Raw genomic sequence first — 12,775 nt, 5'->3', positions numbered from 1 at the left:
GACCAAGTCGTGGAATATACAAATCACGTCGTGGTCTGTACATCCCACGGCGATCATTTGGAAATAGATCAAGTAGTAAGTATGTTTGTATATGGCAAAAAGAATGTTTATTACTTGAGGACATGAACAATTATACCTAGAGCAGTTATAGTTGTACATATCAAGCAAGAGATGTGCGACTTGAATGGGATGGGGGAGAAGCCGAGTAAATAATTTGAGGTTTATCGTTAATTCGTAAATTCTTTCTATTTTTGTAGTCAAATACAGAAAGTAGATGAATCAAAGATATCCTTCAGCCTTGTTGGAAAATGCCGTGAATGAATTGGCTTCCTTGCCGGGGGTGGGGAGGAAGACAGCGCTCCGGCTAGCGCTTTATATGTTGCGCCGGGACGTCGGCTATACGGAAAACTTCGCTGCGGCCTTGGTCGCCCTCCGTCGAGACGTGAAGTACTGCAAGGTCTGCCATAATATATGTGATGATGAGGTTTGCTCTATTTGCGCCAACCCCAGCCGTGACCATTCCTTGGTTTGCGTGGTAGAGAATATCAAGGAGGTGATGGCGATAGAGAATACCGGGCAATTCCGTGGCGTATACCATGTGTTGGGCGGGATCATCTCGCCGATGGATGGTATCGGACCGGGAGACTTGCGTATCGACAGTCTGGTGCGACGTGTGGCCGAAGGTGAGGTGAAAGAGATCATCTTAGCGTTGAGCACTACCATGGAAGGCGATACGACTAACTTTTTTATTTACCGGAAGCTATCCGGTTACGATGTGAGGATCAGTGTCATCGCACGTGGCGTATCTATCGGTGATGAGATCGAGTATGCCGACGAGATCACCTTAGGACGATCCATTATCAATCGTACCGAGTTCAATCTCACCTCTTCTAATTCATAAATCATAACTCATAATTAATATCCGGAATGACCTACGAAGAAACCAAGTTGTCCGTTATCATCGTTAACTATAACGTGAAGTATTTTCTGGAGCAATGCCTCTATTCTGTCCGTGCCGCCGTAACGGGGATGGACGCCGAGGTGTTCGTGGTGGATAATAACTCGACGGATGGATCTGTCGAATATCTCCGGCCTAAGTTCCCAGAGGTGGTTTTCATTGAGAATAAAGATAATCCCGGTTTCGCCAAGGCCAATAATCAGGCGATTCGCCAGTGCGCCGGGGAATACGTATTATTGCTGAATCCCGATACCGTGGTGGGAGAGGAGAGCCTCCGCAGCCTGTGCTTCCAGATGGATGAGGACCCGGAGATCGGAGCTATCGGCGTGAAGATGTTGAATGGGCATGGGGTATTCTTGCCGGAGAGCAAACGGGCTTTCCCTTCGCCTTGGGTGTCGTTCTGCAAGATATTCGGCCTTTCAAAGCTGTTTCCTAACTCTCCGGCATTCGCACGTTATAGCCTGCCGTATCTGGATAAAGAGCAGACGCATAAGGTGGAGGTGCTGGCGGGTGCGTTCATGTTGCTTCGTCATGAGGCGTTGGATAAGGTTGGCTTGTTGGATGAGTCGTTCTTCATGTATGGGGAGGATATCGATTTGTCTTATCGGATCGTGTTGGGAGGCTATAAGAACTTGTACGTGCCGGAACGGATCCTGCATTATAAGGGGGAGAGTACGAAGCATGGTGACTTGAGGTACATAAGGGCTTTTTACGGTGCCATGTTGATTTTCTATAAGAAATATTATCCGGGGTCCGGTTGGTTGATGCGGATACTGATCCGGTTGGCTGTCCTGCTGAAAGCTTGCTGGGCGACGATTTCAGCCCCTCTACGCAAGAAGGCTAAAGCGGTTAAGCATCGCCGCCTTTTGATCTTGTGTAGGGAGGATCATTTTGAGGAGGTAAAGGCCGTTTGCCTGAAAGCTATGCCGGATCTGGAATTCGTGAATCTCTGGGATTTGGACGTGGAGCGTGTGATGGATGCTATCTGTCGCAAGAACCAGATGAAAGGCTTTACGGACTACGCTTTCTGCTTCCCCGATGCCCGTTACGAGCAGATGCTCTTGTTTATGGACAAGCTCGTGAACAAGAAAGCGGTTTACCATATATATACGAAGAAGAGTGGTCGGCTTGTTTAAGTAATCCTTGGGTAAATATGTTATTGTCGAATGATAGAGTCCGTTTGAGGGCATTGGAACCAGAGGATCTGGAGTTGTTGTATCGTTGGGAGAATGATCCGGAGTTATGGGAAGTAGGGAATACCTTGGCGCCCTATTCCCGTTATCTATTGAAGGAATATATAGCGGGTAGCGACCGGAGTATCTATGAGTCTCGCCAACTTCGCTTCATGATCGAGGATTGCGATACGGGGACTTCCGTGGGGATCGTGGACTTATTCGATTTTGAGCCGCATCCGAACCGGGCGGCTTGCGGTATTATGCTGGATCGTAAGTATCAAGGACGTGGTTTCGCTACGGAAGCGTTAAGACTATTGATGGAATACGCTTATACGTTTTTGAAGCTTCATCAACTTTATGTGCATATTCCCGTGGCGAACGAGCCTAGCAAGAAATTATTTACCCGTCTGGGATTTGTCGAGGCGGGGACGCTTAAGGACTGGATCAGGACACCGGATGGTTATTCCGATGTCTGCATAATGCAGTTAATTTAAATACGGGTCCTTCGGATATTTTGTCCAAGTTTTATAATCATTGCCTAATAATTCTACGGAATCTTTCCAATAGCCCTCCCCATCGGCAGACAGGATATTATCGGTGGTGATATGGCTTACGGCCCACGAGTTCCGTTTGATTTCATGGTTTAATTGCCCTTCGGTCCATCCGGAGTATCCCAAGAAAAACTTCACTTTCCCATCGATTGGGTGCCCGTTGAGGATGTATCGTTTCAATGCGTTGAAATCCCCGTCGAAATATAAATAATCATTGATCTTTAATGCGTCCGGAATGATATTATCCCCTAAGGAATGAATAAAGAACAAACGGTTGGGGCTGACCGGCCCCCCCAGATAAATCGGTATCTCCGGAAATTCGGCAAACTCCTTGAAAAAAGAGTTTACGATAAGATCCGTTTTTTTATTCAAGACAAATCCCATCGATCCGTGTTCCGTATGCTCTATTAATAATACGACGGAACGTTGGAAATAGGCATCTTGTAAAAAAGGCTCGGCAATCAGAATACTTCCTTGAATAGGAAGGACATCGTTATGTGTTATTTTAAATATATTTTTATAAGATGCCATGATCGTGAATGTTAGGTTGTTACTAATTCACCGACAATATAAGGCGTTTTTTAATAAGAAGCAAATGAAAAGCCCGGGATTCAAGTTAATAAACGTGAACCGACCGGGCTTATTGTTAATTTATGCTTGATGATTTTCCTCGAATAATCTCAGTCTTTCGTCCAGCAAATCATATTGGTGATCTTTTATGAAAGAGGTACAAGCCCGTAGTCCTTGTTGGTTACTGCCTGTGGTGCTTAATGATATGGCGCTTACTCCGTAATAAACCAGCTCTTCCATCAATTGTCCGCCGGTCATTCCCGGGTAACCGATCGTGAAATAGAAACCGTCGGCTATCGGTTGGTCCAGATCGTGATCATAAACGATTGTGAAACCATGATCCGTAAAAATCTTCTTTAGTTTCTCCGCTCGACGTCCGTATTCTTTCACTTGCGAGACAAAGTCGAACGTACCGTCTGCGGCGGCCTTGAACATGGCGGCTAAGGCGAATTGGGCCGAGTGGCTGGTTCCGGAAGATAGGGCGTATAAGACACGGTGGATATATACCGTACCGAACGTACCGCCTCCATAACGCTGAGTCAATCCCGGATAGGAGCGATGGTAAAGTTTATTGGAGATCGCTGTCACGCCGATACGCTGTCCGGCATAGCTGAACGCTTTGGAACCGGATATCTGCATGATATAATTATCGGTATAACGGGCTACGCTCGCTTGGTAAGGAGGCTCGAAAGGACATCCGAGGTCCTTGCGGAAATCCATGGCGAAATAGGCGAGGTCCTCTATGACAATCACGTCGTATTTGTTGGCCATCTCGCCGATGATCTTCAACTCCTCGTCGGTGAGGCAGAACCAAGCCGGATTGTTCGGGTTGGAATAGATCATCGCGGCAATATTGCCTTTGGAAAGATGCGTTTCCAAGGCCTCACGCAATCGCTCGCCACGGTATTCGTATACGTCGAACGACTCATATTTATAGCCCATAACGGCTATTTGCTGTTTCTGCACGGGGAATCCGGGGTCGATAAACAAGATGGTGTCTTTTCCCGGCGTACATTGTCCGGCCGTAAGGAAAGAGGCGTATGTGCCCTGCATGGAACCGGTTACGGGTACGCAACACTCCGGGTCTATATCTATATTTATAAACGCCTTGATAAAGCGGGAAGCTTGCTTTTTCACTTCGGGAGTTCCGTTGATGTTCGGGTAGATAGACGCTATACCGTTACGAAGGGCTTCGATCTCAGCGTCTACGCCTACTTGAGCGGCTTTCAAGCCCGGTACGCCCATTTCCATATGGATGAACTCGGTTCCCGTTTCTTGTTCCAATTGCGTGGATATGGCAACTACCTCCCGGATAGTCGCTTTCCCAAAATCGGGAAGTCCAAAGCCATCGATAATCCGTCTGGCTGTCTGATAGTCTACAGGAGTATTTTTCATGCTAGTGTTAATTATATATGGGGGACAAAAGTATGAAATTTATCGATTTGTTCTAATTTTTTCATCCTAAACTATTGCGAATTCAAAAAAAGCACCTATCTTTGCACCGCAATTCAACGGAATAGCGATAAAGAATAACATTTTGGTCTGGTAGTTCAGCTGGTTAGAATACATGCCTGTCACGCATGGGGTCGCGGGTTCGAGTCCCGTCCAGACCGCTTTTTATTTCTCCTTCCTCTTTTTAAATTTTCCTTTAATACATATTTTAGTACGATATCATCCGGTTCGATGGATTTTGCCTGATGGCATGAGGTTGTTATATTGGGAATGTTTATCTTTGAGACCAATAAAACAGATAGCCTTATGGAGAATCTAATAAAGATCGATACCGTTGATCAATACAACAAGATGTTTGGCTTGGAGACGTTGCACCCATTGGTGAGCGTGGTAGATTTATCCAAGTCCGAGACATGGCCTACTAATTTCCGGGTTAATTATGGTATATACGGACTTTTCCTGAAAGATACGAAATGCGGGGATATTCGGTATGGGAGGCAATATTATGATTATCAAGAAGGAACCGTAATAGGATTCGCTCCCGGGCAGGTGACGGGTATTGAGCTTAAGGATGGGACCCGGCCTTTGGCGCATGGGTTGCTTTTCCATCCGGACTTGATCCGTGGTACGGCTTTGGGACGGGACATCAAGCGTTATTCTTTCTTCTCCTATGAATCAAACGAGGCGTTACATCTCTCTGAGGAAGAGAAGGGGATCTTCGTGGATTGCCTGAGGAAAATCCAGATCGAGTTGGAGCACTCCATCGACAAGCATAGCAAACGGCTGATCGCGATGAATATCGAGTTGCTGCTCGATTATTGCCTGCGTTTTTATGACCGTCAGTTTACGACCCGTGCGGAGACGAATAAGGATGTGTTGGTGAGGTTCGAACGATTACTGGATGAATACCTGCAAAGTGATCTGTTAAGACAGGAAGGGCTACCTACTGTACGGTATTTCGCCGAGAAGATTTGTTTGTCCCCGAACTATTTCGGTGATCTGATCAAGAAAGAAACAGGGAAAACTGCCCAAGAAAATATACAAGACCGGATTATTTCCTTAGCGAAAGAATGGATATTAGGGACAAACAAGACCGTCAGCCAAATCGCTTACGACCTAGGATTCCAATATTCCCAGCACTTCAGCCGCATATTCAAGAAGACCGTGGGGTGTACCCCGAATGAATATCGGAAATCCCAGATGTCGTAATCGGTGTTACGGGTTATTGGATGTATTTTATGACCTTGGCGGGAACACCTCCCACGATGGCATTGTCCGGTACATCTTTAGTAACTACCGAGCCGGCTCCGACTATAGCGTTCTCGCCAATGGTTACGCCGGATAGGATCGTTGCGTTCGAGCCTACCCAGACATTCTTTTTCAAAACGATCGGGGCAGGGTAGGTAGTGCCCCGGTCTTCGGGGGCGAAGCCGTGGTTGAGGGTGGCAAAGACCACGTTATGCCCGATCTGGCAACCGTCGTCCAGTGTCACCCCGCCATGATCTTGAAAATGACAGCAAGCGTTGATGAAAACGTTCTTGCCTACCGTGATATTCTTCCCAAAATCCGTATAGAACGGGGGGAATACACGAAAAGACGGATCGACCGGCTTATTAAACAAGCGGGATAACAGCTCACGGATTTCCTCGGGATCGTGATATGAGCCGTTTAACTCGAATGTCATGCGTCTGGCCTCATCGCTCATCTCGTTCATAAACTGATGGATCTCGTCTCCTTTAAGAGGCTTTCCTGTTTCTACGTACTTCAAGAATTCGTTTAGTGTCATAATTGCTATTTTAATAAGTTCTACTTCTTGGTTTGTTTATCCCTTTTCGATTGCAACGGCAAAGATCGATGAAATCCAGAGAAACTTTTGTAGATGGATTACAGGAATTATGACCTAAATTACATTCACCGATTCTCCAAGGCCTTATATTTCTCAATCAGTTTCTTGACCGTGACAGCGTCCGAGACCTCTTGCTTATAGGTAGTCGGGTTATAATAGGCCTCGAGGAAACTGTCTGCACCGGACCAGACTGTCTCGATAATTCCTTGGAAATGGCGAGACATTTCCGGATTTGAATGCTGGCGGAAATGGATCATATCATCTACCTGTTGAAGCGCTATCTGAGGTTTACGCCAAGGGCATGTAGCAACGTCGAAGCCTTTCATGGCAAAGTAAACAGCGGTCTGCTCGGCACGCTCATAATGCCAGTCGCAGATAAAGACATCTTTCGGGATCAAGTCGATCGCACGGTAGGTATTGTTCATGCTAGCTTCCCAAGCGCCGATCCCGGTAGTCTTGCCATCGATCAGGCGGTCTCCCCATATCATCAATCGTTTGCCTTGTGAGGCTAAGTGGTTTTGTATTTTAGTGACCTCACCGGCATATAACTCAGCCTTGTCATGTCCGCCACAACGGGCGCAACTATCATGTCCGATATAAAAGACCTCGTCCATCCCTGCATGGAATAATTGAGTCTCGAAAACATCCGTCAACTCGTCTACTAAAGCGAATACGATTTTATGTACTTCCGGATGAAGTGGGCAGTAACTTTTACAATAAAGCCCGTCTGAGTTGGGCCAACCCGTATAGTTCTTGGTATCCACGTGTGGCGTCTCGTCGAACTCCGGATACTCACGTAATAAAGCGTAGGTAGTCTCAGCCCATGATTGATGCCCCAAGAGATTGATCTGGGGAGCGATACGTATTCCGTTATCCCGGCAAACCTTTACGATCTTTTTCACATCCTCTCGTGTGAGTGGGGTCGGATCCCTCAGTTCTGGATGGGACTCATAGGCATAATTCCAGTCTACCCGTAGAATCAACAAGTTGAAATGACTGGGAGCCAGTTCCTCTTGGACGAACTTCAAGAATAGATCCAACTTCTGTGCGGATGGAGCGGCGATGGCCAAGCCTCGTACGGGCATGATACTATCTAAACGGTTTGTCTCTGATTGGGCGGAAACTTGGGCCGAACCTATAGCCCATATAAGCAAGAATAGTCCGATAATCTTTTTCATATAGTGATATGTTTTAATGTTTAAATTTTTAATTTGATGTACGCTTTCGAAGATCATCACGCATATCGTGACGGCCCGGAGGATGTCGATGGCTATGTTACGTTGCGTAAAATCTATTGGTTGATCGCTCATAATATATTTAGACTAAAGGTGAATTTAATACAAGACAAATATAATCAATAAGAGACATATCATTACATTTGTGCCTTATAAATATGAATAATAATTAAAAATGATAGACATGATAAGACGATTGATTTATTGGGTTCTCCTGCTTTTTGTTTGTATGGGTGCCCATGCCCAATTCCGGGTGACAGCCCATCAAGAGGGTTGGGACCGGATTCCTCCGCAAGCGCAAAAAGACGGCTTTTGGTTTCAACAATCCGTTTTAGCGAATATGGATGATGATGCCGCTATGGAGGAGGTCATGCTTTTCGGGCGGGATAATGGGCATTACCCTACTTTTGACCTGTTTAAGTTTTATTACGTGATCGTGGATAATTATACGAGAGAGATCCAATATATATCGGATGAGATCTATGTGACAGATAAATATGCGCTTACGGTGGAGGATCGTAATAATGACGGGATCTCCGAGTTATATATCGATTATTTCAAGGATGGGAAGTTTACGGTTGATGAGCGAGGATATAATTTGCGAACCACCCGTTGCTACGACCGTATCGAATGGAGCCCCGAGAGTGAAAAATTTAACCCCCAACAACCATGAGAAAGTATATCTATTTTATAGCGCTTATCTGTTGCGCCTTATCAGCCTCAACCTCTTACGCCCAGAAAAAGGTGATAAAAACGATGATGATCGCTGGGCAAGATGGCAGTCATTATTGGCGAGGTGCTTGCGAGGCCATGAAGCAGATCTTAGAGAACAGTGGAATGTTTAAGGTGGATTTCGTCTTTACCCCGGATTTCGGAGGAGATATAAATACCTTTAAGCCCGATTTCGCTAAATATAACTTGGTTGTTGTTAATTACGGAGGTGAAGTCTGGCCCGAGCCTGTCCAAAAAGCTTTCGAGAACTATGTAGCGGATGGTGGTGGGGTCGTGATTATCCATTCCTCCGTGGTACCTATGGCCGGTTGGAAAGCGTACAACGAGATAATCGGCATGGGAGCTTGGGAGGGGCGAAACGAGAAAGACGGTCCTTACCTGTATTGGAAAGAGGGCAAATATGTATACGATTATACACCCGGTTATGCGGGTTATCATGGCTTGCAGCATGAGACGATCCTAGAGCATCGTGCGCCGGAGCACCCTATTTTGAAAGGTCTGCCTATAAGATGGAAACATTTTAAGGACGAGATTTATACCCGCTTGCGTGGTCCGGTACGGAATGTGGAGATATTGGCTACCGCTTATGAGCGTGGACGCCATGAACCGTTGATGTGGACGGTGAAGTGGGGGAAGGGGCGTGTCTTTGTCGATCTGTTGGGGCATTGCGGCAATGACCCGAATATGATTTACTCGATGGAGTGTACGGGTTTTCAGGTAACCTTACTAAGAGGGGCTGAATGGGCGGCCACCGGGGAAGTGACGCAAGAGGCCCCTCGGGATTTCCCATTGGAAGATACCTGTACGCTCCGTCCGGAATTCAAGGCTCCTTTCCATGCGACGAATTAAATGCCTTAATAAGATGGTGTCTTTCGACAGAATAATCAAATTGACAAATTGTAAAGTTAAGTCCCGGAGAATCGATTTTTCCGGGACAAAGTACGGCTCGCTCCTAAATACGCAAGAAAAAATCAGTAATCGTTTGTTAAATAGATAGATGTCAAAAAACAGCCTTTCATTCTAGCGAAATTAGTTCATCGTAATTCATATCTTATGGGTTGTTTGGGCTATCTCATAGGGTTACGCTGGGGAAATGATAGGGTTATGATGCCTATTCATGACAGTTCATAACCCTATTCATGACTGCTTTCGATGCCCAACGTGACTATTGGCGTTGCCTAACACGACTAGTTGCGTAGGCTTTCATGACCTATCGTGTATAAAAAGCGGCCTTTTTGAGTAAAAAGCGCCATATATAGCTATCCTCTTTCCTCTACTTGGCAATCTCTCTCAAAAGGTTGTGTTACAAGATACGCCTTATATCTATTAAAAAGACAGGATTAGATCGTATATTTGTCATCTCGCTTACTCGTCATACGAGATATTCCCTAATTCCTTAATCTTCGAATCTCCGACTTGATGCGTGAATAACTCGATCAATTGAGCGGGCGTTAATGTCATCTGAGGCGAGAACTCGGAGGAATCCATATAACTTAATAAGCTATGGTATAATTGACGGGCCTCCGGGTATTCTTGTTGGGTTTCCAAGTCTGTCATACAGATTAATAACTTGCCCGGGCCGACATTGAATTCTTGGATCATCCCTAATTTATGGTTACGCTCCACGTTATCGATCACTTGTACGATCGGCCTGTAATTATTCGGAAGCTGGTCTAGTATCAACGGATGGCTATTCTTTATCATCGTGAACCATTGCCAGTTTGTATGGAAATCCGTCGGGAAATGAGCGAAAACCGGATGAGAGGGATTCATTAATAATCCGAGGGTACCCGGAGAGACCGGTTTCTTTACCCATTCGCAGATGGACTTAAACATCCGGTAATTCCAGTAATCTGTCTGGAATAATCCTTCTACCGTCACGTTCTTGTAAGTCTTGGCATCCGGGAACCACAATACTTTCGCCCCGTTCGCCAATAAGTTCTCGGCCTGTTTATCCCATTTCTTAATAACATTGATATCCGTAGGGATTTGCACGTTATTATGTTCCGGATAAATCCATAACGGATAATGATTGTGATAATCCGTGCCCTCGATCGCCAGCCGTAAAGTATAGGTCTCAGCCTCTTGAATGGCAGGTAAAGCGATATTTAATGGGCCTACCTCGGCCAACGTACCTTGATTGATTTGCAGCGGTATGTTGTTTTGGGCGATTACTTGATCTTGACTATTCGTCAAGGTCCAAGTTAGATGTTTCCCTTTTAAAGTGGTAGGTGTATAGTTCGCTACCTTGATGGAGCCTTTGAGCGCCTCATTCCCAGAGTAACAGAATTTAGGTAGGAGAGCCAGTAATACGACATCATCGCAAGACTCTTTCCATTCCTTGGCGGTTATCAAGCCCTTATTATCCATAAAAGCGTCCAAGATACCGACTAACGCCGTGCCCTGTCCCGGATAATCCTGTAAATCCAATAATTGGAAGCCGGCCATTCCCGGAGTACGGAACGCCATTTCCATCTCGGCCCGGTAAAGTTGCGCCATCCATTTACCGGAAGCCTTGAAGAAATCATCCGCTTGTCCGGCCATACCGGACTCGCCCAGTCGTTTGCGGAATATCTCCAGATTCCAAGGTTTTAGTGCCCCGGTATATTTCTTGATTTCCTCATAATTCGGATAACATTGGAATTGCCCGGTCTCATGTCCGATGATAGGCAATGAACATTGTTCGATAGCGGATTCGAAATTCATGACCGAGTTTGGATAGGTATGGTTGATATAACCGCCATCCTCCGCATCTGCGAAAGAGAAGGAACCCCGGGTATGGTTGCTGAATACGTTAGCGCCGGGGACTCGACAGGTCGTGAAGTAATCGTCACCCGCCGCAGGGCCGTTGAAGCCTAGATAGTCATTCGATCCAGATGCGTATAAATGCCGTCCGTCCTCACTACGGAAACGGGCGATCATGTCTACCATCGCTTCTTGATCCCCGGAAAGCTCGTTGCCGATCGCCATCATGACGAAAGAGGCGTGATTCCCGTAAGCCTCCTGTATTTGTAATCCTTCTTTGGTGAGGAAATGGATCAAAGTGGTATCGCCCTTTTCCATCTTTCCCCAGAAAGGTAGTTCCGGTTGGAGGTAAAAACCTTCGATATCGGCCGCCTCGAAACAAGCTTTAGGAGGACACCATGAATGGAAACGGCAATGATTGATACCGTATTCCTTGGCGATGCGGAAATAGCGTCTCCATGCTGCGGTATCCATCGGTACATGGCCTGTAAGCGGAAATACGCAAGCATCGTGTTTTCCACGAAGGAAGGTGGTCAATCCGTTGATGTTGAATTGTGTTCCTTCTGCTTTGAAATCTCTTAATCCGAAAGTAGTACTTTGGCTATCTTGGATATTCTCTCCTTGGATGTTCGCGGTCAAGCGATACAGGGTAGGGGAGAACTCGCTCCATTCCAAGGCGTCATCACCCATCGGTATTTGGAATACGATCTCGTCTTGTTGAACTACGATATTCTTATTGAATTTGATATGGTGCTCTAAGCCTGTGTTGAAAGCCTCCATCTCTATTTGAACGGCGGCTACGATCATTTGCTCGAATGGATTTGAAAGCTTTATTTTTACGTCCACCGTTTTTTGATCCGCATGTGGATATACTTGTATCCGGCGGATATGGAATTGTGGACGGGCTTCCAATTTCAGGTCTCCGATAATACCGTTCCAGTTTGTCTGCGTGGATTCCGTATAAGCGTGTGAATTGTCCAATAATTGGGGCGGAACGCTCAAACCGTTATCGACTAGAATAGTCAAGTGATGCTTCCCAGCCCGGAGATATGCGGACAGATCGTATTCTTGAGGGGTGGAAATATGGTCGGATGAACCGACATATATGCTATCTACCCATATTTGGGTCGGTTTTGTTCGCTCCAAGATTAACCAAATGCTCTTGCCTTCCCAATTCTCTGGAATCGTGATCTCTTTCTGATACCAAGCCTTACCTTGATAGCGGAAGGGCCTAGACAAATGAGTTGTCTCCTCCTTATCATTGTTAGGGTATCCTTTTTGGTTGGTGTCCGTGGTACCCGGTAATTGAACTTGCTCGGTGACATCTGTTGAATCCAATCGTAATTCCCAGCAACCGGCAAGCGATAATTCCTCTCTACTCTCTTTGGGAGTTTGGCATGCGAATAGCATGAGCATAAGTGGAATACTCCAAAATCTCTTCATGGTAATGTTTTTACTCTAAATATGGTTTACTTAATTAATAGTGTACAAAGGTAGTATTTTTGGCCTTT

The 12,775-nt window shown here is 45.9% G+C and carries 11 protein-coding genes and 1 tRNA gene; 7 read left to right on the top strand and 5 right to left on the bottom strand.

The features are described 5' to 3' along the window. Positions 1–274: 274 nt before the first annotated feature. From recR to DWX84_RS18485, 3 genes are read left to right on the top strand one after another with little or no spacing between them, the layout of a single operon-like run. The gene (recR, locus tag DWX84_RS18495) at positions 275–901 is read left to right on the top strand and encodes a recombination mediator RecR (RefSeq protein WP_005868175.1); all 627 of its coding nucleotides are present in this window, start codon (positions 275–277) and stop codon (positions 899–901) included. 26 nt (positions 902–927) lie between these two features. After that, complete coding sequence (locus DWX84_RS18490; RefSeq protein ID WP_121961281.1) at positions 928–2,094, top strand: glycosyltransferase family 2 protein; 1,167 nt, start codon at positions 928–930, stop codon at positions 2,092–2,094. 17 nt (positions 2,095–2,111) lie between these two features. Further along, the gene (locus tag DWX84_RS18485) at positions 2,112–2,627 is read left to right on the top strand and encodes a GNAT family N-acetyltransferase (protein ID WP_121961280.1); all 516 of its coding nucleotides are present in this window, start codon (positions 2,112–2,114) and stop codon (positions 2,625–2,627) included. On the opposite strand, the gene DWX84_RS18480 is transcribed toward DWX84_RS18485, so the two are convergent. Both DWX84_RS18480 and DWX84_RS18475 read right to left on the bottom strand, forming a co-directional pair. Next, positions 2,619–3,215, bottom strand: coding sequence for a YqgE/AlgH family protein (locus DWX84_RS18480; protein ID WP_005856219.1), 597 nt, complete (start codon positions 3,213–3,215; stop codon positions 2,619–2,621). The genes DWX84_RS18485 and DWX84_RS18480 overlap by 9 nt on opposite strands. Before the next feature lie 120 nt (positions 3,216–3,335). Beyond that, entirely contained in the window at positions 3,336–4,649 is a 1,314-nt protein-coding gene (locus tag DWX84_RS18475) for a pyridoxal phosphate-dependent aminotransferase (protein ID WP_008771858.1), read from the bottom strand. Positions 4,650–4,793: 144 nt separating this feature from the next. Between DWX84_RS18475 and DWX84_RS18470 the strand changes: the two genes are divergently transcribed. Next, positions 4,794–4,867 (top strand) — tRNA-Asp (locus DWX84_RS18470). Between the two features lie 145 nt (positions 4,868–5,012). Next, positions 5,013–5,915: an AraC family transcriptional regulator gene (locus DWX84_RS18465; RefSeq protein WP_005868179.1), complete on the top strand. Its 903-nt coding sequence runs from the start codon at positions 5,013–5,015 to the stop codon at positions 5,913–5,915. 13 nt (positions 5,916–5,928) lie between these two features. Here DWX84_RS18465 and DWX84_RS18460 read toward each other — a convergent pair whose 3' ends face one another. Continuing rightward, positions 5,929–6,492 (bottom strand): sugar O-acetyltransferase, encoded by a 564-nt coding sequence (locus DWX84_RS18460; protein ID WP_121961279.1) that lies wholly within the window; start codon positions 6,490–6,492, stop codon positions 5,929–5,931. A gap of 125 nt (positions 6,493–6,617) precedes the next feature. After that, complete coding sequence (locus DWX84_RS18455; RefSeq protein WP_229103430.1) at positions 6,618–7,862, bottom strand: family 20 glycosylhydrolase; 1,245 nt, start codon at positions 7,860–7,862, stop codon at positions 6,618–6,620. A 100-nt stretch (positions 7,863–7,962) separates the two neighbouring features. Here DWX84_RS18455 and DWX84_RS18450 point away from each other — a divergent pair, with 100 nt between their 5' ends. Together DWX84_RS18450 and DWX84_RS18445 are read left to right on the top strand one after the other, a co-directional pair. Further along, the gene (locus DWX84_RS18450; RefSeq protein ID WP_121961278.1) at positions 7,963–8,460 is read left to right on the top strand and encodes a hypothetical protein; all 498 of its coding nucleotides are present in this window, start codon (positions 7,963–7,965) and stop codon (positions 8,458–8,460) included. Continuing rightward, positions 8,457–9,368, top strand: coding sequence for a ThuA domain-containing protein (locus tag DWX84_RS18445; protein WP_005856231.1), 912 nt, complete (start codon positions 8,457–8,459; stop codon positions 9,366–9,368). Before DWX84_RS18450 ends, DWX84_RS18445 begins: the two co-directional genes overlap by 4 nt. 516 nt (positions 9,369–9,884) lie before the next feature. Here DWX84_RS18445 and DWX84_RS18440 read toward each other — a convergent pair. Continuing rightward, positions 9,885–12,707 (bottom strand): sugar-binding domain-containing protein, encoded by a 2,823-nt coding sequence (locus tag DWX84_RS18440; protein WP_122377588.1) that lies wholly within the window; start codon positions 12,705–12,707, stop codon positions 9,885–9,887. Positions 12,708–12,775: the final 68 nt, after the last annotated feature.

This window comes from Parabacteroides sp. AF21-43, from assembly GCF_003635435.1.
In the GTDB taxonomy this organism is placed as follows: Bacteria; Bacteroidota; Bacteroidia; order Bacteroidales; family Tannerellaceae; genus Parabacteroides; species Parabacteroides distasonis.
Note: the sequence above shows the minus strand (reverse complement) of the source record. Positions and strands in the feature narration are given on the sequence as shown.